The sequence below is a fragment of the Variovorax sp. LjRoot290 genome, assembly GCF_964253985.1.
GTDB lineage: Bacteria > Pseudomonadota > Gammaproteobacteria > Burkholderiales > Burkholderiaceae_C > Variovorax.
Genome location: NZ_CAXURW020000002.1, coordinates 221,834 through 242,658 on the forward strand (window position 1 = coordinate 221,834; position 20,825 = coordinate 242,658).

The window sequence follows — 20,825 nt, forward strand, 5'->3', positions numbered from 1 at the left end:
CAGAGGACCTCAGTCCGATCGCAGCGCAATCCGAACTTTCGAGACTCGTCGACGAGCCTCCTTCGTTCGTGTGGCCTATGTTCACTTGGATTGCTTCGCGTAAAAAGTTTCAACAATGGTCTACCGCTTGTCCGCGTTCGGCATCACACAAAATGAGTAGGCCGTGCCGGGACGTCAGCGTTGGCGTCGCGGCCGACGACTTCGATCTGCAGAGCGCTACGACCGCGTCGACGAGTTCCTGTAGGTGCTCTACAAGCTCCGGGAAGGAAGCTGGGACGACTACGCGCGGTGCGCGCCGGCAAGGCCGTGCGCGTGTTTGCCGAGCCGGCGCGGGTCCGTAAGGTGCGGCCACGAGGGCCCGCTACTGCAACGTGGACGGCTATCACTCCAGCGAGCCTTCGCCGCAGCGCACGCCGGCGGTGTTCCAGGCCGGCAGCTCCGACATCGACTTCGCGGTCTACGGCCTCGATATACCGATCGCCTACGGCAACACGAAGCGAACGAATCCGCCGCGCACACAGCCGAGCAGCAAGGCTGGACGCGGGTCGGCTGCTGGAGCGCTTCAAGTTCGGGGGGCCCTATCCGGCCATCGTGGGCGACCCTTCGGATGTGGCGGACGCTGCAGTCGTGGATCGACGAGACCGGCGTCGACGGATTCAACCTGAGCGGCACGGTGGTTACCCGGCTTCCGGGGCTCGCCCTTGTCCGTGTCCACTGTTGGTAGCGCACCCGGCGACGAACTGGGAAGAATGCGCCTGAATTCCCGGTTGCCTACAGTTGACGGACATAGAGCGATACACTGCGGCCAGTTGCCCGTCTGTCGAGGAGAGTCCATGCTGGTCAAGACACTCTACATCGTATCGTTCGAGCGTGGTGGCGGACATTTGGGGCCCCCACTCAAGAGCGCGAAGGGCTTGTTCCAGAAGTACTCGGACAGGCCGGGCACAGATGCAGTTGTCTGGTACCACGTCAAATCCAAAGGTGTCTTTGAGGAAAAGGCGCGTTGGGAGCGTAGCGCTGCACCGCATACTCACGAAAGGCTTCGGGCAGAAGGTCTGTTGCGACCGGCACCTGTTGCCGTTCCCGCCGCAGCCGGAAACGTCCCCGCGGCGGCAGGGGTCAGCGCTGCCGCTCCGGGAGGCCTCCCCAAAGCCGTTCAACGGAAGCCGGAGGTCGGGGCGGATGATGCCGGTGCTTATGTTGTTGCACACGCATCGGATTACCAAGTGGCGCAGATGGGTGCGTATGCCATCGCGGGAATCCTTGCGGCGGATCTCAAACTGCCGATGCTGCGCAAGATTGTCTTCATTGCCTGTCATGCTGCTGAGCACGATGAGACGGCGGCCAACGACGTGCGACAACGGGATGTGAAGATCAAGGGCGACGATACGAAGCCGGGCCAATGGGTGCATGGCCTTGACCAGGCCGAACTGTCGTTCATCACTATGTTCGCGTGCTGTTACGGCGAAACGCTCAAGGACCCCAAGAAGGTGTTCGTAGCGGGTTGGGATTGCGCGGTGTCAATCGCCGAGGGGACGAAAGACGTGGCCACCGAACTCCCGGAGGACTTCAAGGCGAACGCTGCCATGGACGGAAAGAAAATCATCAATCAAGGAGGGGGATGGAAGTTCCCGACGGCGGGTCGCCATAGGAAGGCCAAGAAGATGTTCTGCTGGTCCGTCCAAGGTGGACAGACATCGACCGTATCGAAAGTGGAGCGCGCGCAGTGGTCCGACAAGGCCTAGCCAGGGCGGGAGCAGGGCCGGGCGCCATCTGTGTAGGATCATGATTCAAAGCGCTTGGGTTCTCCCTGAGTGAAATCCTGTCAGGCGCTTTCGCAGCGACGTCCCCGGCGTGATGGACCGTCGAGCACGGGCCAGCCCAGCGGCAACAACGACCTCTGGATCGAAGTTCACGCCCGTGCCGAAGGCTGGGTGCTCGTCACCAACAATGGGCATGAGTTCAGCCGCGTCGAGGATCTGGTGGTTGAGAACTGGGTTCGACGAGCCATCGAAGTCCGTCGAATATTTCGACGACACAACCGCTGAACGATGCGCTCAACCTGTCGTCGGCTCATGCCAAGCCGCTGCGCGGCCTGGCCAATCCGAAGCATCCGGTCGACCACCGCTTGAACAGTCTTGAGTCGATCGGCCTCGCGTATCGTCATTGTGATCGTCGCTGCAGCTGTCGCCATGGCCATGCCTCGGAGCTCGTGGCGGCCCAATATGCGACATCTCAACTTTGCTGGAAGGCGACATTACAACTTTGCTCCCACATCCGTCCTTTGGGCAAGCCTTGTTATGTCAAAAGCTCGATCGGCGCCACCACGCGCTTTGTTGCTGAGAAGCCAACCCCGGCTTCACCTTTGCCTTCACTCAGCCCGCGGCCCAAGGTGACGGCAAGGGCGAGCGACGCGAAGCGGCGCGCAATGTGGAAGAGCTCGTCGAAGGTGGTCGAGGCCGTCGCGATCAGACCGTAGCGCTCCGTGTGCTGGGCCAGCGCAGACAGCAGCGTGAACGGCTCGAAGGAGCTCACCGTGTGGCTGGTTGCAGCGCCTCGATCGGCATGTTGAGCACCGCGAGGTGATCGGCCATGAACAAGGCATCCGAATCGACCGCGCTCCCGCGTCTGGATCAGACGCCATGCGCGGGTGTGGATGCTGACCGGGTATGGAGGCCGAGCCGAAGCTGCTTTTGCGCGTGCTCACGTGTCCTCGTGCGTCAAGTCTATGGCCGCTGACGCGCCTGTTGAACGAAGAAGAAGCAATAACCATCCTTGCGCTCGGAGCGCCGTTAGATGGTTTGCTCATTCGGATATCGCGATTGATTCGTTGGCGCCCACGTCCTGCACTCTTAGAGTGCGGGCTCGATCTCATCATCATCGACAGCAACTGGAGGGTTCATGCTTGTTCCGACGAAGTGGTGGCGCTGCGCCGCCGTCGCCACGCTCGCTTTCATCGCCGCCGCGCCGGGCGCCTTCGCGCAGGCTTCGGCCGATGGCAGCGGCGCATTGGTCTCGACTGAATGGCTCGAAAAGAACCTCAAGAATCCGAAGCTGCGCGTGATCGAGGTCAGCGTGAACCCGGGTCTCTATGAGAAGGGCCACATCCCCGGCGCCGTCAACTTCTCGTGGCACAACGACCTCAACGACCGCGTGCGGCGCGACATCGTGAGCCAGGGCAATTTCGAGAAGCTGCTGTCGACCGGGGGCGTCGCGAGCGACAGCACGGTGGTGCTCTACGGCGACAACAACAATTGGTTCGCCGCCTGGGGCGCCTGGGTGTTCGACCAGTACGGCGTGCAGAACGTGAAGCTGCTCGATGGTGGCCGCAAGAAATGGGAGGCCGAGAACCGCACGCTCGAAGCGCGCACGCCCGAGCACGTCGCGACCAACTTCAAGGTGGCGAAGCCCAATCCGCAACTGCGCGCGCGCCTCTCGGATGTGCTCGCGGTGGCCGAGGGCAAATCGGATGCGAAGCTGGTCGACATCCGCTCGGCGGACGAATACACCGGCAAGATCTTCGCGCCGCCCGGCGCGGCCGAGCTCGCCGTGCGCGCCGGTCACATCCCGGGCGCGGCGAACGTGCCCTGGGTACGCGCGGTCAACGAGGACGGAACGTTCAAGTCCGCGGCCGAGCTGAAGGCGCTCTACGCGAGCGCCGGCATCGACGGCACGCGGCCGGTCATTACCTACTGCCGCATCGGCGAGCGGTCGAGCCACACCTGGTTCGCGCTCACCAAGCTGCTGGGCTACAACGTGCGCAACTACGACGGCTCGTGGACCGAGTACGGCAATGCAGTCGGCGTGCCGGTCAACAACCCTGCCGGGACCATCTGGGCTTCGAAGTAAGAGTGTCTCCTCGTCGAATCGAAGCGACGTTTCGCGGGCCTTCGTGGCCCGTTTTTTTCGCCTTGCTCGTCGCTGCGGCTCTTCTGTGGGCCATCGCAGTCGTGGGTGCGCAGACGGGTGGCCGCGCATTGGCCTTCGCGCTGGGGCTCGGTGCCGTGCTGGGCGCCGTGCTGCAGCGCTCGCGCTTCTGCTTCTATTGCCACGCGCGCGACTACTTCGAGCATCGGGACGCGCGCGGCCTGCTCGCGATCGTCGTCGCGCTCGCGGTGGGAACCGTGGGCATGCACATCGTGATGGGCTCCTGGCTTCCAGTGCCACAGCCGGGCCGCTTGCCGCCCGATGCGCACATCGGTCCGGTGAGCTGGGCGCTGGTGCTGGCGGGCCTCGCCTTCGGCATCGGGATGGTGATCTCCGGCTCGTGCATCAGCGCGCACTGGTATCGCCTCGGTGAAGGCTCGCCCACGGCACCGTTCGCGCTTGCAGGCAGTGCAATGGGCTTCGTGCTGGGCTTCAACAGCTGGAACTGGCTGTACACGGCGACCATCGCGACCGCGCCCGTCGTCTGGCTCCCGCACTACCTGGGTTATGCCGGGTCGGCGCTGCTTCAGCTCCTGCTGCTGGCCGTCGCTGCCGCGCTGCTGTGGCGCCGCTTGCCTGCGGCGTCCCCGGCCGCCGAACGGCCTTCGAGCTTCGGGGCCGCATTGCAGCGGCTCATTCGGGGTCGGTGGGACTACTGGCTCGGCGGGCTCGCGGTCGGTGTCATTGCGACTGTGGTGGTGCTGCGCCTGCGGCCGCTCGGCGTCACGGCCGCCCTCGGCAGCGCGGCGCGCGAATTCGGCGGCGTGCGCGGATGGGTGCCCGATCGTCTCGAGGGGCTCGACGGTTTCGGCGGCTGTGTCACGGCCTTGGTCGAAAGCCTCTGGCGCACGCCCAACTCGCTTCTGATTGCCGGCCTGGTGGCGGGCGCCTTCGCAGCTGCGCTCGCGAGCGGCCAGTTCGCGCCGCGCTGGCCGCGCGGGCGCGAGGTGGTTCGCGGCCTGGGCGGCGGCCTGTTGCTGGGATGGGGCGCGATGACGGCGCTGGGTTGCACCGTCGGGAACCTGCTCTCTGGGACGATGGCCGGTGCACTCTCGGGCTGGGTGTTCGGAGCCAGCGTGCTCTTCGCGGTGTGGGCGGGCCTGCGACTGCGCTGGGGTGGCTGAGGACGCCAGTGCGACGAACCGGCATGGGTTGGACTCTGGCCGCGACGAGTTTCGGCTTCGTCGTGGTGCAGCTTGATGTGACCATCGTGAATGTGGCGTTGCCGGAGATCGGTGCGAGCCTCGGTGCCGGCGTGACGGGCCTGCAGTGGATCGTGAATGCCTACACGCTGGCATTCGCGGCACTGCTGATGATGGGGGGCTCCTTCGGTGACCGTTTCGGGAGCCGGCGCGTCTTCATCGTCGGGATCTTGCTGTTCGGGCTGGCATCCCTCGCCTGCTCGGTCGCGCCGTCCATCGAGATTCTGATCGCGGCACGCGGTGCGCAGGGCATTGGCGCCGCATTGATCCTTCCTACCTCGCTGTCGCTGCTGTCGCATGCCAGTGCCGGCGATTCGGTGGCAAGGGCGCACGCCATCGGCTGGTGGAGCGCCATCGGCGGCGTCGTGAGCGCTGCAGGCCCGGTAGTCGGGGGCGCATTGACGAGCAGCCTTGGCTGGCGCTCGATCTTCTTCGTGAACCTGCCGATCTGCGCGTTGGGCCTGTGGGCCGCGCGCCGCCACGTTGGCGAAACCGTGCGTGTGATCACCGGGCGTCTGGACATCGGCGGGCAACTTCTGGCCATGCTGGCACTCTTCGTCTTCACGCATTCGGTCATCGAAGCCGGCGCGCGTGGCTGGACCCACTGGACGGTGCTGGCGGGTCTTGCCTTGACCATGGGGGCCGTCGCGGCATTCGTGCGCAATGAATCGCGCGTGCCCGCGCCGATGATCCCGCTCGGGCTGTTTCGAAGCAAGGCCTTCTCCGCATCGGTCGTCCTGGGAGTGATCATGAACATCACTTTCTATGGATCGATCTTCGTGCTGAGCCTGTATTTCCAGCATGCGAAAGGCTATACGCCGACCGAGACAGGTTTCGCCTTGCTGCCCTTCATCGTGATCATGGTTGCCAACCTTGCGAGTGCGCGGCTGGCAAAGCGCTTCTCCCCTCGGACGCCGGTGATCGCGGGCTTCCTGATCTCGGCCCTTGGTTTCGCGCTACTGCACGGTATAGACGACGCCACGCCCTATCTGCGCATCCTGCCGAGCCTGCTGCTGCTGGCCATCGGCGCTGGCATCGGCACGCCGGCCTTGACGTCGTCGATCCTCGGCAGCGTGGAGCCATCGCGCTCGGCCACGGCATCGGCGATCTTCAGCGCGGCCCGCCAGGTCGGCAGTGCCATCGGCGTTGCCCTGTTCGGCGCGCTTGTGGTGGGCCTGCCAGCGCAGGTCGCTGCGGGTGCGGGGTTTTCGTTCGACCTGTCGGCGTTTCTCAGGCTCGCGGGTGTGTTGCTCGCCGTGCTGTGCCTGTGAGCTGGGGCGCTTGAGCGTCTCTCGCGCCGCAGCGTCAGATCGCATGCGCCGCCTGCAGCGCGTGACGAACCTCGGCGATCGCCGCCGCCACCCGAGGGTCATCGCGGCTGCGTGCGCGCGGCAGTTCGATCGGAACCTGCGCCGCCGTGCGACCCGGCTCGGCCTCGAGCACGATGACACGGTCGCTCAGGTACACCGCTTCGTCGATGTCGTGCGTGACCAGCAGGACCGTGATGTGGTGCGCCCGTGCGACGTTCAGCAGCAGGTCCTGCAGCTTCAGACGCGTGAAGGCGTCGACCGCCGAGAACGGCTCGTCGAGCAGCAGCAGCCGCGGCTGCAAGAACAGGCCGCGCGCGATCGCGACGCGCTGCGCCTGCCCGCCGGATAACTGCTTGGGCAGCCGCGCGCCGAGTCCGGCGAGCCCGACCTCCTGCAGCAGCGCATCGACCCTGGCCGAGTCGATGGCGTGCCCGCCGAGGTCGAAAGCCACATTGCGCGCCACGCTCAGCCAGGGGAAGAGGCGCGGCTCCTGGAACACGAAACGGATGTCGCGCGTCGGCCCGGTCACGGCGCGGCCGTCCAGCTGGACCTCGCCTTCATAGTCGCGGTCCAGGCCCGCGACGAGGCGCAGCAGTGTGCTCTTGCCGCAGCCGCTGGCGCCGACCAGCGACACCACTTCGCCGGGGCGCAGCCGCAGATGGATGTCGCGCAGCACCTCGCGCGTGCCGAAGCGTTTGCGGGCGATCCGGACGTCGAGCAGCGCGCTCATGCACGCGTGTCCAGCGTGTCCCGCCAGGACAGCCATCGCGCTTCCAGGCGCTGCATGCCCGTGTCGGTGAGCTTGCCCATCACGGCCAGCAGCACGATCGCGGCAAGCACGATGTCGGCGCGGCCGGTCTCGCGACCATCGGTCAGCAGGTAGCCCAGTCCTCGCGTGGCGGCGATCAGTTCGGCCGCCACCATGAACATCCACGCCAGCGACAGCCCGTTGCGCAGGCCGGTGAGCAGCGCGGGCAGCGCGGCCGGCAGCAGCACGCGACGCGCCATCGCGAGCGGAGAGAGGCCCGCCATCTCGGCCACCTCCACCAGCTTGCGGTCGACATCGCGAAACCCCGAAGCGACCCCCATGTAGACCGGGAAGAAGGCGCCGATCGCGATCAGCACGATCTTGGAGCCTTCGTCGATGCCGAGCCACAGCAGCAGCAGCGGGACCCAGGCGAGCGAAGGAATCGCGCGCAGCGCCTGGAAGCTCGGGTCGAGCAAGGCTTCGGCGCGCCGATCGAGCCCCACCAGCACACCCAGGCCGATGGCCAGCAGTGCGCCGGTCGCGAAGCCGGCGAAGACGCGGACCGTGCTGGCGAGCACGTGCGCGCCCAGGCCGTTGGCGGACAGCTCGACCAGCGTGCGAGTGATCTCGCTCGGCGGCGGCAGCAGGTGCGCCGGCACGGCTCCGAGGCGAACGGCCAGTTCGAGCAGCAGCAGCGAGCCGGCCGGCAGCAGGGCGCCCCACCAGCGCGAAGGGCGACGCGGCGCCGCAGGTGCAGGCGGCTGCGACGCCTGCGCGACGGGCGCGCTCGGCACTGCAGGCACCAGCCCGGGAGGGTAGTGCGCGCTCATCCGCTAGCCTTCAAGCGGCGCTGCCCGCCAGCCCGCGGGCGAACTGGGTATCGACAAGATCCGCGATCGCCCTGTTGAGGTCGGTGCCGGGCTTGACGAGTTGCTCTTCCAGCAGGATGGGAGCGGCCGCCTGCAGCGCCTTCACGTGCTCGCTGGAGGGTTGGGGATTGCTGAAGTCGGTGCGCAGCTTGAGCTGCAGCAGCGCGACCTCCAGGCTGACCTTGGCCTCCTCGGCCAGGATCTTCGCCGCCTCGGCGGTGTTGGCCAGGATCCAGCGGCGTGCGCGCTCGTAGGCCGCGATCACGCGCTTCACCTCGGCCGGATGCCGGGCGAGGAATTCTTCCCGCACATTGAGGAAGCCATACGTGTTGAAGGCCACGTTGCGGTAGATCAGCCGCGAACCGGCATCGAGCTCGCTGGCCGCCATCAGCGGATCCAGCCCTGCCCACGCATCGACGCGGCCTTGCTCGAGCGCCGTTCGGCCGTCGGCATGCTGCAGCGCGACGTGTTCGATATCGCTGCGCTTGAGCTTGACGGTCTGCAGTGCGCGCAGCAGGAAGAGATATGGATCGGTGCCCTTGGTCGCTGCGACCTTCCTGCCCTTGAGGTCGGCGAGCGAGCGGATCGGCGAATCGCGCCGCACGAGCAGCGCGGTCCATTCGGGGCGCGAGAAGATGTAGGGCGCCCGGATCGGGTTGCCGTTTGCCTTGGCCAGCAGCGCGGCGAGCCCGGCGCTCGAGCCGATGTCGATGCTGTTGCCGTTGAGATATTCGAGGGCGCGGTTGCTGCCGGCGCTCAGCACCCACTTGACGCCAATTCCGTCCTGCTTGAGCGCCTGCTCGAGCCAGCCGAAGCGCCGCAGCACCAGGCTCGACGGCGAGTAGTAGGCGTAGTCGAGCCGGATTTCCCTGGGAGCATCGGCGGCTCGCACCATGGCGGGCAGCGCGAGGCCGGCGGCGCCGGCCGCCGCGCCTTGGAGGATCGATCGACGTTTCATGATTCAGCTTTCTTCGAGGGTTGTCGCGGTGGGAGCAGGCTTCCACAGCGCGGCGGCATGCAGGTCTTCGCCGAAGTCGGGCGCAACCTCGGCGCAGATGCGCTGCTCGTGCAGTTCCAGGTCAGCCAGCGCCACGCGCGCGAAGCGGTCGGGGTCGACGGGCCTGGCGTGAAGCGGGGCGGGGAGAGCGTCATGCCTCAGCGCAGCGCGATGCCGGCCGTCCTGATGGCCTGTGCGTATTTGGGACGCTCGGTCTGCAGGCTGGCTGCCAATTCGGCCGGCGTGCCGCCCGCGATCTTGAAGCCGAGGTCTTCGAGCTTCGTACGCACCTCGGCCGACTGGAGCACGGTCCGGATGTCCCGGTTGATTTTCGCCACCACCGCAGGCGGGGTGCCGGCCGGCGCGAAGTAGCCCTGCCAGCTTTCCACCGAGAAACCGGGCAGGCCGGCTTCGGCCATGGTGGGCACGTCAGGCAGCGCGGGGGAACGGTAGGGCGTGGTGACGGCCAGCGCGTGCAGGCGGCCGGCGCGCACGTATTCGGTCACCGCCGCCAGCGTGATCAGCGTCGCGTTCGTGTGCCCGGCCAGCACGTCCACGGTGGCCGGTCCGCCGCCGGGATAGGGGATGTAATTCACCTTCGCGCCGGTTTCCTGCGTGATGATCTCGTGCGCCACATGGGCGATGCCGCCGTTGCCGGGCAGGCCGAGGCTGATGCTTTCCGGCTGGGCCTTGGCGCGCGCCAGGTAGTCGGCGAAGGTCTTGAGTCCGGTGCCCGGGTTCACCACGAGGATCTGCGGATTCACCACCGCCTTGATGATGGGCGTGAAGGCCTTCTGCGCGTCGTAAGGCAGCTCGCGGTAGAGGATGGCGTTGAGCGTCAGGCCTTCGCCCTGCTGCAGCAGGGTGTAGCCGTCGGGCGCCGCCTTCGCCACCTTGGCCGCACCGATGGTGCCGCTGGCGCCGGTCACGTTCTCGACCACCACCGACTGGCCCCATAGCGCGGCGAGCCGGTCGGCCAGCGTGCGCGTGAGCTTGTCGGCGCTGCCCCCGGGCGCCACCGGGACGACGATGCGCACGGGCTTGCTCGGGAAGCTGCCCGCGTCGGGAGCGCCGAAGCTCGTGGGCGCGTGCAGTGCGACCAGCGCCAGAGCGGCTGCCGCAGCCAGGGCGCGAAGAAGGGAGCGTGTGCTCGTCATGGGGTTCGTGGAGTCAGCAAGGATGCGGCCGACTCTAGGCAGCAGCAGCGTGCGCGCGAACGAATTTCCGCGGATATGGTTAGTCGATTTGCTTCGTTGGTGCGCACGCTCGCGCGGCGTAGGGTCGCCAGCCTCCACACATTCCGAATCCCCAGCACTCACGATGACTTCGACCGCCCGCGCCTCCCACCCGTTCATCACGTCCCATGGGCTGAAGGCCGCGTTGGCCGACGGCGAGGAGATCGCCGTGCTCGACGTGCGCGAGACCGGCGTCTACACGCACCGCCACATCCTCTTCGCCGCATCAGCGCCGCTGTGGCGCCTCGAACTGCTGATCGACCGGCTGGTGCCGCGCCGCGGCACTCGCATCGTGCTGGTGGATGCCGACGAGACGCTGGCCCACCAGGCCGCCGCCAAGCTCGTGCGCTTGGGCTGGAACCAGGTGTCGGTGCTGGCTGGCGGCACGGATGCCTGGGCCGCCGAGGGTTTCGAGATCTTCAGCGGCACCAACGTGCCGAGCAAGGCCTTCGGCGAGATCATCGAGCACCGCAAGCACACGCCCTGGATCGATGCCGACGAGTTGCAAGAGCGCATCGCGCGCGGCGACAAGCTGGTCGTGGTGGACAGCCGCACGCCCGAGGAGTTCGCGCAGTTCAGCCTGCCTTTCGCGCACAGCCTGCCCGGCGCCGAGCTGGTCTACCGTATCCAGGAAATCGCGCCGGACCCCGAGACCCTGGTGGTGGTCAACTGCGCAGGGCGCACGCGCAGCATCGTCGGCGCGCAGACGCTCATCGACGCGGGAATTCCGAACCGCGTGGTCTCTCTGAAGGACGGCACCATGGCCTGGCTGCTGACGGGCCGTGCGCTGGCGCACGGCCGCAATGCCGCGCTGCCCGAGCCCGGACCGGCCGCGCTGGCCGCCGCGCGCGATCGGGCCGAGGTCGTGGCGCGGCGTGCCGGCGTGCGCCGCATCGATGCAGACGAGCTGGCGCGCTTCGAGGCCGAAGCCGCCGAGCGCTCCCTCTACCGCTTTGACGTTCGCACCGAGCAGGAATATGTGGCCGGCCATCTCGAAGGCTGGCGTTGGGCGCCCGGAGGCCAGCTCGTGCAGGCCACCGACGAATACGTGGCCACACGCCGTTCGCGCATCGTGCTGGCCGACTGGGACGGCGTGCGCGCCCTCACCACCGCCGCCTGGCTCGCGCAGCTGGGCGGCCACGAGGTGTTGGTCCACGCGCCGCCTGCGCTCGCCCCGCGGGTCACCGGTGCGGAGCCGGTGCGCGTGCTGCCGTCGCGTGCGGCCGCGCCCCTGGTGTCGCCGCAGCAGGCCGCTGCCTTGCTGGACGCGGGCCAGGCGGTCGCCTTCGACGTCGATCGGCGCGCGGCCTATGAACGGCGCCACGTGGCCCGCGCGCGTTTTGCCGTGCCCGATCGCCTGCAGTCCTTCACCGCCGAGCTGCCGCCCACGCAGACGGTGCTGCTGGTCTCGCCCGACGGCGTGCTGGCCGGCATCGTCGCGGCCGAACTGGCCGCACGCACACACCGCGACGTGCGTGCCATCGCAGGCGGCACCGGGGCCTGGGTCGCCGCGGGACTGCCCACGGCCAGCGGCGCCGAGGGCGTGCTCACCGGCGACGACGACCATTGGTACAGCCCCTATGCGCATGCGGACCCCGGCGCGCGCGATGCGGGCTTCCGCGCCTACCTGGCCTGGGAACTCGGCCTGGTGGCGCAACTGGAACGCGAAGGCGAAGTCGGCATCAGGCTCATACCGGCCGCCTGAAAACATGCACTGGCCCGTGGCTTCCCAACCTTCCTGCTCTTCATCTTCGTGAAACTCTGCAAGCTCCTGACCAGCGTCGTGCTGGCGTCCGTCCTCCTGCCCTCGGCGGCGCTTCATGCCGAGACCGTGCGCTGGGCCCGCTCCTCCGATCCGGCCACGCTCGACCCGCACGCGGTCAACCTCAACACCAACGTCACCTTCCTGCACCAGGTCTACGAACCGCTGGTGCTGCGCACCGCCGACGGCAAGCTCCAGCCGGCGCTGGCGACCGCATGGCAGGTCACGCGCGACCCCACGGTCTGGGAATTCAAGCTGCGCCCCGGCGTGAAGTTCCATGACGGCGCGCCCTTCGGCGCCGACGACGTGGTCTTCTCGATCCAGCGTGCCAAGGCGCCCACCTCGGCCTGGAAAACGCTGCTGGCGCCGGTGGTCGAGGTGCGCAAGGTCGATGCGCTGACGGTGCAGCTGAAGACCTCGGGCCCCAACCTCGTGCTGCCGCACACGCTGACCAATCTCTTCATCGTCAACGCGGCATGGTCGAGGTCCCACCAGGCCGAGCAGCCACAGGACGTTTCGGGCAAGGACGAGAACTTCGCCACCCGCAACGAGAACGGCACCGGTCCCTACCAGCTGGCGTCGCGCGAGCAGGACACGCGCACCGTCCTCAGGCAGTTCCCCGGCTACTGGGGAAAGGGCCAGTTTCCGTTGGAGGTGACGCAGATCGTGTTCCAGCCGATCAAGACGGCGGCAACGCGCGTGGCCGCACTGCTGTCGGGCGAGGTGGACTTCGTGCAGGATGTGCCGGCGCAGGACGTCGCGCGCCTGAAGGCCGATGCGCGGCTGCGCGTCACGGAGGGCCTGGAGAACCGCACCATCTACCTGGGCCTGAACGTCGGCGCCGGCGAGCTGAAGTATTCGGACGTGAAGGGCCGCAACCCGCTGGCCGACGCGCGCGTGCGCGAGGCCTTCCGCCTGGCGATCGACCGCGACACCCTCAGGACCGCGGTGATGCGCGGGCTCTCGGTGCCGGCCGGCATCATCGCGCCGCAATTCGTGCACGGCTACGAGAAGGCCTTCGACACCTGGCCCAAGCCCGATGCCGCGCGTGCAAGACAGCTGCTGGCCGAGGCGGGGTATCCGGGCGGTTTCGGCATCACGCTGCACTGCCCGAACAATCGCTATGTCAACGACGAAACGATCTGCACCGCGGTCGCCGGCTTCCTGGCGCGCATCGGCGTCAGGGTCTCGGTCGCCGCGCGGCCGATCGCGCAGCATGCGACCGCCATCAACCAGGCCGACACCGACTTCTATCTCTACGGCTGGGCCGCGCCGACCTTCGACTCGGCCTACATCTTCGACTACCTGGTGCACACCCGCGGCAAGGATGGACGCGGCTCCGCCAATGCCATCGGCTACAGCAACCCCGACATCGATGCGAAGATCGCCTCGCTCGCCGTTGAGCGCGATCCGGCCAAGCGCGACGCGACCATCCACGCGATCTGGCAGACGGTCCAGCAGGAAGGCTTCTACATCGCGCTGCACCACCAGGTGCTCGACTACGCGATGCAGCGCAAGCTCGACATTCCGGTCAATCCCGAGGACGCGATCTTCTTCAAGAACGTGAAGGTTGGCGACCCCGCGGCGGCGCGCTGAGATCTGTAGACCGGGCCGTAAATGCCCGGGCCAGGTCCGCAATGAGGTCTTGCGGATCTTCGAGTCCGACGTGCAGCCGTACCACCGGCCGGGTGCTGGTCCAGTGGCTGTGTTCGCGCAACCGCTCGGGCGCGGCGACCAGCGCAAGGCTTTCGTAGCCGCCCCACGACGCGCCGATGCCGAACAGCTGCAGCGCATCGACGAAGGCATTCGCCGCCGCCACGTCGGCATCGCGGAATTCGAAGGACACCAGCCCGCTCGCGCCGCTGAAGTCGCGCTTCCACAGCGCATGGCCCGGATCCTCGGGCAATGCCGGGTAGAACACGCGCGTCACCCGCGGATGGCGCTGGAGATACTGCGCCACTTCAGTGGCATGGCGCTGGTGCTGGGCCAGGCGCACGGGCAGCGTGCGCAGGCCGCGCAGCGACAGGTAGGCGTCGTCGGCACCAATGGCCAGGCCCAGCGCCTCGTGCGCGGTGGCGATCTTCGTGGCGAGCGCCGGGCTGTCCACCACCACGATGCCCTGCATCAGGTCGGAGTGGCCGGCGATGTACTTGGTCGCGGCCTGGATCGAGATGTTGGCGCCCAGCGCCAGCGGCTGGTGGAACCAGCCGCCGCTCCAGGTGTTGTCGGTGGCGACCGTGACGCCGCAGTCGCGGGCGATCGCGGCGAGGCGGGGCAGGTCCAGCACCTCGTAGAGCAGCGAACTCGGCGATTCGAGGTACACGAGCCGCGTGGTGGGGCGGATCTTCGCGGCCAGGTCGTCGTGCGTGGGCGAAAAATATTCAAGCGTGATGCCCAGGCGCTGCAGCAGGGTGCTGTCGACGCGGCGCACGGGTGCATAGACGCTGTCGGCCACCAGCGCATGGTCGCCGGGCGACAGCAGCGCAACGAACACCAGAGCGATGGCCGACAGTCCGGAAGGCGCGAGAAAGGCCCGGTAACCGAGCTCCAGGGTGGTGACGGCATCCTCCAGCGCACGGTGCGTGTCCAGGCCGTGTCGGCCGTAAGCCGCGACGCGTTCGCCGGCGGCGCGGCGGTGGTGGTAGTCGGCATGGGTGCCGGTGTCCTCGAAGCGCACGGTGCTGGTCCGCACCACCGGCACGTTGACCGGGCCGCTGCCGTCGCGCAGCGCGGGCGCACCAGCGTGCAGCAGCCGGGTGCTCGCGGAGAGCAGCGTGTCGGAACCCGCCGCGATTCCCGTTGCGTTCAAGCGGCCACCTCACTGGGCTTGAACTGCGTGGCGTTGTAGTTCACCACCACGCCGGTCTCCAGGTTCACCCCGATGCGGCCCGTGAGCGTCTCCAGCGGCTGGCCGTAGAGATGGAAATGCAGCGTAGGTTGGTTGCCCACCACGTGGATGCTGTGGATGTCGTCGGGCAGGAAGGCGACCGACGTGCCGGGCTGCACGGTGAGCTCGCGCACCAGTGCGAGCTGCGCCACGGCCGGATCGCTGCCGTCGTCGGTGCGGCGGTAGATGCGATTTTCCTCCTCGCCGTCGATCGCCACGATGACGGCCCAGGTCGTGTGGTTGTGCGGGATCGTGGTCTTGCCGGGATTGATCGAATTCAGATAGAGCGCGATGCCGTCGTCGCCGTCTTCGAAGTTGAGGCGATAGCGCGTGGAGGCGCCCACGCCCGCCGATTCGGCGGGCGGCGGAAAGTCGGCGCGCGTGAAGAGCGCGGTCTGCGTCGCCAGTTGTTCGAGGCGCGCGGTGATCACGGCCAGCGTCGCGCGGTCCGGTGCGTTGCCGGCGGCAATGCGCCTGATCTCGTCCAGCGCCTCGGCGATGGCGGCGCGGCGTTGCGCCGCGATGGAGGTGATGTCAGTCGTCATAGGTGTTCTCCAGTGAGGGGTGGGTTCAGAGCGCGAAACGCAGCCGCTCGAAGGGCAGCGGCACGAACGCGGGAGCGGGCTGCAGGGGCGCGGGGCGGGCGCGAGCGCCTTCGCCGAGCGCGCGGTGCAGGAAGGCGCGCGTGCGCTCGCTGGCCGGGTCGTTGAAGATGCGCGCGGCCGTGCCATGCTCGACGATCACGCCCGCCTCGGTGAAGTACACCTCGTCGCTGATCTCCTCGGCAAAGCGCATCTCATGCGTGACCAGCACGCAGGTCAGGCCGTCCTGCACCAGGTCGCGGATCACGGTCAGCACCTCGCCCACGGTTTCGGGGTCGAGTGCGGAGGTCACCTCGTCGAACAGCATCAGCTCGGGCCGCATCGCCAGCGCGCGCGCAATGGCCACGCGCTGCTGCTGGCCGCCCGACAGCTCGCCCGGGTAGGCCGCTTCCTTGTGCGACAGGCGCACCTTCTCCAGCAGCTCGCGCGCTTCGCGCTCGGCCGTAGCCCGCTCGCGGCCGGCCACGCGGGTCGGCGCGATCACCAGGTTCTGCAGTACCGTGAGGTGCGGGAACAAGTTGTACTGCTGGAACACGAAGCCCACGCGCTTGCGCAGCGCGATCAGCTCGGCCTCGGTGCGCAAGCTCTCCACGGCGGTGTCGCCCACGCGGATCTCGCCGCGCTGCGGGCGCAGCAGGCCGGTGATGCAGCGCAGGATGGTGGACTTGCCCGAGCCCGAGGGGCCGACGATCGACACCGCCTGGCCGCGCCGCACCTCGAGATCGATGCCGCGCAACACCGTGGTGGCGCCGAAGGCCAGGTGCACGTCGCGCAGCGCGACCAGCGGTGCTTCGCGTGCAGCGGCGGCGGTGGGGGAAAGAAAGACATCAGTGGCGGTCATGGCGGCGCTCCAGCGCGCGCGTGGCGCGTGCAATCGGGTAGCAGTAGGCGAAGAACAGGCCCAGCAGTGTGAAGTAGACGAGGATGGTGAAGTCGGTGCGCGCCACTGTGTTGCTCGCGATCTGCGCCGTGTCGACCACGTCGTGCACGCCGACCAGCGAGGCCAGTGCCGTGCTCATGGTGATGCTGGCATACAGGTTCATCCACGGCGGCAGCATGCGGCGCACGCACTGCGGCAGCACGATGAGGCGGAAGATCTCGCGCCGCCGGAAGGCCAGCGACTGCGCCGCCTCCCACTGCGCACTCGAGATGGACTGGATGGCGCCGCGGAAGATCTCCGCCACGTTGGCGCTGGCCGGCAGCGCCAGGCCCAGCACCACCTTGATCCAGTCGGGAAACGGAAAGCGCCACGAGGCGAGGTGCAGTTCGAAGGGGAAGACGTAGGTCGTGAAGTAGATCAGCACCAGCACCGGCGCGTTGCGAAACACCTGCACGTACCAGCGCGTCGCGATGCGCAGCATGCGCAAGGGCGAGAGAGACAGCGCCCCCACCACCAGCCCGGCCAGCGTACCCAGCGCCATGGCGAGTACGCTGATCTCGATGTTGGCCAGCAGGCCGCGCAGCAGAGCCGGCAGCCATCTCCACAGGTGCACGAAAGCCGTGGGCGTGCTGCCCGTGGCGCCCCAGAAGGCGAGCACGATCAGCGCGGCGCCGACGCCGACGAACCAGGGGTTGCGCCAGGGGCTGGCCCACGGGCCGGCGGGAACGGCCTGCGGCGCGCCATGCGCGATCATGATTTCACTGGCCATAGCCGGGCATCCTCAGGCGTTCTTCGAGCCAGCGGCCGGCCAGGCTCACGAGCCAGGTCAGAAGGCCGAAGTACAACAGGATCAGGAGCAGCAATTCCAGCACGTTGTCGCGCTGTGTCCAGATCATGATGGACTCGTAGGTCACGTCGCCTACCGCGATGGCCGAGGCCACGGCGGTCATCTTGACCAGGTCGACCAGGTTGTTGACCAGCGAGGGCAGCGCGAAGCGCAGTGCCAGCGGCAGCTCCACACACCACAGCAGCTGGCGCTGCGAGAAGCCCAGCGAGCGGGCGGCCTCGAGCGTGACGCGCGGCACGGCCTCGATGGCCGCGCGCAGCGCCTCGGCATGGAACACGCCCTTGTGCAGCGACACCACGACCACCACCCAGACGAAGGGCGTGAGCGGGTTGCCGCCGTGCGTCTGCAGCTGCTGGGTGATGAGCATGTTGAGCACCAGGAACGCGCAGTAGAGCTGCACCAGCGTCGGCGTGTTGCGCGTGACTTCGACGAAGGCGCGCGCGGGCTGCACCAGCCAGGCGCGCCCGGAGGTCAGCGCGGCGGCGATCGCCACGCCGGCGGCGAGGCTGCAGGGGATGGTCAGCAGGCACAGCTGCAGCGTCACGCCCAGGCCACGCAGGAAGGCGCCTCGCTCGGCCGGGTTGAGCACGAAGGCGTAGTTGAGGCCCAGCGGCTTGAGCGCCGCGACCGCCTGGGCCCACAGCGCGTCGCTCATCCCGAGGTCTCCAGTTCGATCGCAGCGTCGGCGCTGCCGCGATCGGCGGGGCGCATGACGACGGCCGACAGCGTCAGTGCGAGCGAGCGGAGTTTCATGGCGAAGGCCTTCAGGGGCCGCCGGATCGCAGCTCCAGGTGGATCAAGGAAAAGCGCAGGCAGGTCGTCGAGCGGACTCAGGGCGCGGCCTTGAGCTTGGCCTGCAACTCGGGCAGCAGCGGCTGCGGCGGCACGATGCCAAGGCGCTTCTCGGTCTCGATCAGCCAGCCGCTGCGATGCCATTGCTGCACCGCCTTGTCCACCGCGGCGATGGTGTCGGCCTCGCCCTTGCGGGCCCACACCACCGAGGGTGCGGGCAGGATTTCGTCGCGGATCGGCGCCGCGTACGCGCCCCATTCCGGATTGCCGCGCAGGAGCGGCTGGATCAGGATCGCGTCGTGCACCGCGGCCACGCAGTTGCCGCCGCGCAGTGCCAGCAGCGATTCGGCCGAGGTCTTGAAGCCGCGCACCTCGGCCCCGTACTGCTCCTGCAGCGGCTTCACGTAGCTGCTGCCCTGCGAGGCGCAAACGGTCTTGCCGCGCAGGTCGTCCCACTTGGTGATGCCGCTGGTCTTGAGGACCGCGGCCGTGCCGCCCACGCGGTAGAAGGGCGTGGGCGCATGGCCCAGGATCTCGCCGCGGTCGGCGTTGTATTCCATGGAGGCGATCAGCAGGTCGACTTTGCCGGACTGCAGGAACTGCATGCGGTTGGAGGGGTTCACCTGGACCAGCTCGGCCTCCGCACCGAGCCGCTTGGCCAGGTCGCGGGCGAGCTCGGGGTTCCAGCCGACGAGCTGCTGCGTGGCCGGGTCGATGGCGCCGAAGGGGCCGCCGCTGATGGCGACGCCGATCACCACCTTCCCGCGCTGGCGGATCTTGTCCAGTGTCGCGTCGGCATGGGCCAGACCGGCGGCGAGGCAGAGCACGGCGCCGAGCAGGGCGGCGATACGGTAGGAACGAGGAAGGCGGAACGTTGGATGCATGGAATCGTGACGGCAAGGCAAAGGCAAAGGCAAAGGCAAAGGCAAAGGCAAGCGGGCATCTTGCGGGCCCGCGGACACCGTCGCAAGGAAGACTTTCAGATATCGATATGCGTCGCCTCGGGCAGGCGGAAGGCCGCGAGATCTTCCGGCGCGCATTGCGCGATCAGCCCGGTCTCCCAGGCGAGGTAGCGGCGTGCGGCATCGAGGTTGCCCTCGTGCCGGTCGTGCACGAAGAACAGGTAGTCGATGGCCTCGGCATCGGTCGGCGACCCTGGGCTCGCGTCCTGCGGCCAGCCGGCGGCCTTGGCCGCAAGGGCCGGGGCCCAACTCAGGTGGTGCCAGCCGGCCTCCCAAAGGTCCTGCGCCGCCAGCCGCGCCACGATCTCCTCGGCCGCCAGCAGCAGCACGGGGCGCTGCCGGTCCCCGCGCGTCGCGGCCTGCACGTCGGCCATCAGGCGCGGGCGGATCGACCACGTGGCGCCGCGTGCATGGCGCTGTCGGTATGCCATCGAAGGCCGCAGGTCGAATACCACCGGCGGCAGGTTGCCGTTCCGCAGCGCCGTCAGGGCTTCGGGCGTCCGTTCCGGCACAGCCTGCGGCAGGGGCAGGCGAGACGGTGCAGGGATGCGCAGCGCTGCGGCGACGCCGCCCTCGACCACCGCTGCATCGAGGCCCAGGCGGCGCAGCCAGAGCGCCGCCACCGGCGCGCGGATGCCTTCGTCGTCCAGCAGCAGCACGCGGCTGCCGCGCACGCCGATCTGCAGGTCGGCAGCCTGCAGCAGCTGGCCGCCCGGCGCATGCCGCGCGCCTTGAATGCTGCCCGCGGCGAATTCGTCGGCGGTGCGCACGTCGAAGACGAAGGTGGTGCGTGCGTCGTCGTCGAGCCAGGCCTGCGCGGCGGCGGCGTCGAGCAGCGGCACCCCGGCGCGCCGGGCGGCGGCAGCGGCGTCGGCCTGCGCAGCATGCCGCTGGGAGGGAAGCGGCGCGGCCGGCAGCGTGCGTGGGCTGCCGCGTTCCAGCTCGAGCCCGGCCAGCGCCCAGCCCTGCGTGCCGTTCTCCAGCGCCAGCACCGGATTCGGCACGCCCAGGTCGCGCAGGATCTGGGCGCCGACGATGCTGCGCGTGCGGCCCGCGCAGTGCACGACGATCGGCGTCTGGTCATCGGTCACCAGCGTTCGCCAGCGCAGCGCCAGTTCGCCGTTGGGCACGGGCAGCGCACCGGGGATGGTCATCTTGCGGTGCTCTTCGAGAGTGCGGCCGTCGAGCAGCACGAGCGGCTCGCCCGACTGAAGCCGCGCGGCCAGCGCCTGCGCGTCGATGTGTGGGACGTCGAAGGCGTGTTCGACCCGCTCGCCGAAGGTCTTCGAAGGCAGGTTCACGCCCTGGAAGAGGGTGTGCCCGGCGCGTGCCCAGGCCGGTGCGCCGCCGGTGAGCAGCCATACATTTTCGTAGCCCAGGGTCGCCAGCCGCGCCGCCGCGCGCGTGGCCACAGCGGAGCCTGCGGCGCCGTCGTCCAGCAGCACGGTGCGCGTGCCCCGGCGCGGCACCAGGCGCGCGATCTCCGGCTCGAGCCGGCTGTAGGGCACGTGGACGGCGAAGAAGGGGTGGCCTTCGCCGTACTGTCCATGCTCGCGCACGTCGAGCAGCGCGATCTCGCCACCGTCGTGCAGCCAGTGCTGCAGGGTGGCGGCGTCGACGGTCGGGACCGAAGGCGCTGGGGTTGCGGATTGCGCAGGGTTCACGGCGGGAAGAGACATAGGGTGAAGAGCGGAATCGGAAACGACACAGGCGCAGCACCTTAGCCACCGCGCGCAAGGTGGGCTACGAAGCTTTGTGCATAAGCTTCTGCGCACGAGCGGACGCAAGCACCCGCGACTTGGCAG

The 20,825-nt window shown here is 68.4% G+C and carries 17 protein-coding genes and 3 pseudogenes; 7 read left to right on the forward strand and 13 right to left on the reverse strand.

All coding sequences use genetic code 11. The features are described 5' to 3' along the window. Positions 1-211: 211 nt before the first annotated feature. A pseudogene (locus ACSQ9A_RS29945) lies at positions 212-679 on the forward strand (N5,N10-methylene tetrahydromethanopterin reductase); the annotation flags it as partial. Between the two features lie 154 nt (positions 680-833). Then, positions 834-1,745 (forward strand): hypothetical protein, encoded by a 912-nt coding sequence (locus ACSQ9A_RS29950; RefSeq protein WP_436306549.1) that lies wholly within the window; start codon positions 834-836, stop codon positions 1,743-1,745. A 661-nt stretch (positions 1,746-2,406) separates the two neighbouring features. On the opposite strand, the pseudogene ACSQ9A_RS29955 reads toward ACSQ9A_RS29950, so the two are convergent. Then, positions 2,407-2,658: pseudogene (locus tag ACSQ9A_RS29955) on the reverse strand (LLM class flavin-dependent oxidoreductase); the annotation flags it as partial. A 243-nt stretch (positions 2,659-2,901) separates the two neighbouring features. Between ACSQ9A_RS29955 and ACSQ9A_RS29960 the strand changes: the two are divergent. The 3 genes from ACSQ9A_RS29960 to ACSQ9A_RS29970 all read left to right on the forward strand — a co-directional run bounded on the left by ACSQ9A_RS29960 (position 2,902) and on the right by ACSQ9A_RS29970 (position 6,400). Further along, positions 2,902-3,849: a sulfurtransferase gene (locus ACSQ9A_RS29960; RefSeq protein ID WP_436306550.1), complete on the forward strand. Its 948-nt coding sequence runs from the start codon at positions 2,902-2,904 to the stop codon at positions 3,847-3,849. Positions 3,850-3,911: 62 nt separating this feature from the next. Beyond that, positions 3,912-5,051, forward strand: a complete 1,140-nt coding sequence (locus ACSQ9A_RS29965; protein ID WP_436306551.1) for a YeeE/YedE family protein — start codon at positions 3,912-3,914, stop codon at positions 5,049-5,051. Positions 5,052-5,074: 23 nt separating this feature from the next. Then, a complete protein-coding gene (locus ACSQ9A_RS29970; RefSeq protein WP_436307732.1) occupies positions 5,075-6,400 on the forward strand; it encodes an MFS transporter in 1,326 nt (441 codons plus the stop codon). A 34-nt stretch (positions 6,401-6,434) separates the two neighbouring features. Here ACSQ9A_RS29970 and ACSQ9A_RS29975 read toward each other — a convergent pair whose 3' ends face one another. The 5 genes from ACSQ9A_RS29975 to ACSQ9A_RS29995 form a co-directional block, all read right to left on the reverse strand. Then, complete coding sequence (locus ACSQ9A_RS29975) at positions 6,435-7,169, reverse strand: ABC transporter ATP-binding protein (RefSeq protein ID WP_436306552.1); 735 nt, start codon at positions 7,167-7,169, stop codon at positions 6,435-6,437. Next, complete coding sequence (locus ACSQ9A_RS29980) at positions 7,166-8,017, reverse strand: ABC transporter permease (RefSeq protein ID WP_436306553.1); 852 nt, start codon at positions 8,015-8,017, stop codon at positions 7,166-7,168. Before ACSQ9A_RS29980 ends, ACSQ9A_RS29975 begins: the two co-directional genes overlap by 4 nt. A 10-nt stretch (positions 8,018-8,027) precedes the next feature. Beyond that, positions 8,028-9,014 (reverse strand): aliphatic sulfonate ABC transporter substrate-binding protein, encoded by a 987-nt coding sequence (locus ACSQ9A_RS29985; RefSeq protein WP_436306554.1) that lies wholly within the window; start codon positions 9,012-9,014, stop codon positions 8,028-8,030. Between the two features lie 3 nt (positions 9,015-9,017). After that, positions 9,018-9,149 carry a hypothetical protein gene (locus ACSQ9A_RS29990; RefSeq protein ID WP_436306555.1) on the reverse strand — a complete coding sequence of 44 codons (132 nt, stop codon included), beginning with the start codon at positions 9,147-9,149 and terminating at the stop codon, positions 9,018-9,020. A gap of 62 nt (positions 9,150-9,211) precedes the next feature. After that, positions 9,212-10,210: a tripartite tricarboxylate transporter substrate binding protein gene (locus ACSQ9A_RS29995; RefSeq protein ID WP_436306556.1), complete on the reverse strand. Its 999-nt coding sequence runs from the start codon at positions 10,208-10,210 to the stop codon at positions 9,212-9,214. A gap of 196 nt (positions 10,211-10,406) precedes the next feature. Between ACSQ9A_RS29995 and ACSQ9A_RS30000 the strand changes: the two are divergent. Together ACSQ9A_RS30000 and ACSQ9A_RS30005 are read left to right on the forward strand one after the other, a co-directional pair. Then, positions 10,407-11,993, forward strand: a pseudogene (locus ACSQ9A_RS30000) (rhodanese-like domain-containing protein); the annotation flags it as partial. Between the two features lie 48 nt (positions 11,994-12,041). Next, positions 12,042-13,646 (forward strand): ABC transporter substrate-binding protein, encoded by a 1,605-nt coding sequence (locus ACSQ9A_RS30005; protein WP_436306557.1) that lies wholly within the window; start codon positions 12,042-12,044, stop codon positions 13,644-13,646. On the opposite strand, the gene metC is transcribed toward ACSQ9A_RS30005, so the two are convergent. The 7 genes from metC to ACSQ9A_RS30040 form a co-directional block, all read right to left on the reverse strand. Next, complete coding sequence (gene metC / locus ACSQ9A_RS30010) at positions 13,606-14,859, reverse strand: cystathionine beta-lyase (protein ID WP_436306558.1); 1,254 nt, start codon at positions 14,857-14,859, stop codon at positions 13,606-13,608. The two genes, ACSQ9A_RS30005 and metC, sit on opposite strands and share 41 nt — an antisense overlap. Beyond that, the gene (locus tag ACSQ9A_RS30015; RefSeq protein ID WP_436306559.1) at positions 14,856-15,482 is read right to left on the reverse strand and encodes a cysteine dioxygenase; all 627 of its coding nucleotides are present in this window, start codon (positions 15,480-15,482) and stop codon (positions 14,856-14,858) included. Before ACSQ9A_RS30015 ends, metC begins: the two co-directional genes overlap by 4 nt. 25 nt (positions 15,483-15,507) lie before the next feature. Continuing rightward, positions 15,508-16,380 (reverse strand): amino acid ABC transporter ATP-binding protein, encoded by an 873-nt coding sequence (locus tag ACSQ9A_RS30020; RefSeq protein ID WP_436306560.1) that lies wholly within the window; start codon positions 16,378-16,380, stop codon positions 15,508-15,510. Beyond that, positions 16,367-17,188, reverse strand: a complete 822-nt coding sequence (locus ACSQ9A_RS30025; protein WP_436306561.1) for an amino acid ABC transporter permease — start codon at positions 17,186-17,188, stop codon at positions 16,367-16,369. The genes ACSQ9A_RS30020 and ACSQ9A_RS30025 overlap by 14 nt, the downstream gene beginning before the upstream one ends. After that, on the reverse strand, positions 17,178-17,921 hold the full coding sequence (locus tag ACSQ9A_RS30030; protein WP_436306562.1) for an amino acid ABC transporter permease: 744 nt from the start codon (positions 17,919-17,921) through the stop codon (positions 17,178-17,180). Before ACSQ9A_RS30030 ends, ACSQ9A_RS30025 begins: the two co-directional genes overlap by 11 nt. Before the next feature lie 175 nt (positions 17,922-18,096). Next, positions 18,097-18,942, reverse strand: a complete 846-nt coding sequence (locus ACSQ9A_RS30035) for a transporter substrate-binding domain-containing protein (RefSeq protein WP_436306563.1) — start codon at positions 18,940-18,942, stop codon at positions 18,097-18,099. Positions 18,943-19,037: 95 nt separating this feature from the next. Further along, the gene (locus tag ACSQ9A_RS30040) at positions 19,038-20,699 is read right to left on the reverse strand and encodes a rhodanese-like domain-containing protein (RefSeq protein ID WP_436306564.1); all 1,662 of its coding nucleotides are present in this window, start codon (positions 20,697-20,699) and stop codon (positions 19,038-19,040) included. Between the last annotated feature and the right edge of the window lie 126 nt (positions 20,700-20,825).

What these genes read in the sequence shown, in the direction of transcription:
- ACSQ9A_RS29975 (WP_436306552.1), bottom strand. Translation starts at nt 7,169, where the DNA reads ATGAGCGCGCTGCTCGACGTCCGGATCGCCCGCAAACGCTTCGGCACG.
- ACSQ9A_RS30040 (WP_436306564.1), bottom strand. Translation starts at nt 20,699, where the DNA reads ATGTCTCTTCCCGCCGTGAACCCTGCGCAATCCGCAACCCCAGCGCCT.
- ACSQ9A_RS30015 (WP_436306559.1), bottom strand. Translation starts at nt 15,482, where the DNA reads ATGACGACTGACATCACCTCCATCGCGGCGCAACGCCGCGCCGCCATC.
- ACSQ9A_RS29980 (WP_436306553.1), bottom strand. Translation starts at nt 8,017, where the DNA reads ATGAGCGCGCACTACCCTCCCGGGCTGGTGCCTGCAGTGCCGAGCGCG.
- ACSQ9A_RS29970 (WP_436307732.1), top strand. Translation starts at nt 5,075, where the DNA reads ATGGGTTGGACTCTGGCCGCGACGAGTTTCGGCTTCGTCGTGGTGCAG.
- ACSQ9A_RS29985 (WP_436306554.1), bottom strand. Translation starts at nt 9,014, where the DNA reads ATGAAACGTCGATCGATCCTCCAAGGCGCGGCGGCCGGCGCCGCCGGC.
- ACSQ9A_RS30025 (WP_436306561.1), bottom strand. Translation starts at nt 17,188, where the DNA reads ATGGCCAGTGAAATCATGATCGCGCATGGCGCGCCGCAGGCCGTTCCC.
- ACSQ9A_RS30035 (WP_436306563.1), bottom strand. Translation starts at nt 18,942, where the DNA reads ATGCATCCAACGTTCCGCCTTCCTCGTTCCTACCGTATCGCCGCCCTG.
- ACSQ9A_RS29950 (WP_436306549.1), top strand. Translation starts at nt 834, where the DNA reads ATGCTGGTCAAGACACTCTACATCGTATCGTTCGAGCGTGGTGGCGGA.
- ACSQ9A_RS29960 (WP_436306550.1), top strand. Translation starts at nt 2,902, where the DNA reads ATGCTTGTTCCGACGAAGTGGTGGCGCTGCGCCGCCGTCGCCACGCTC.
- ACSQ9A_RS30030 (WP_436306562.1), bottom strand. Translation starts at nt 17,921, where the DNA reads ATGAGCGACGCGCTGTGGGCCCAGGCGGTCGCGGCGCTCAAGCCGCTG.
- ACSQ9A_RS29995 (WP_436306556.1), bottom strand. Translation starts at nt 10,210, where the DNA reads ATGACGAGCACACGCTCCCTTCTTCGCGCCCTGGCTGCGGCAGCCGCT.
- ACSQ9A_RS30020 (WP_436306560.1), bottom strand. Translation starts at nt 16,380, where the DNA reads ATGACCGCCACTGATGTCTTTCTTTCCCCCACCGCCGCCGCTGCACGC.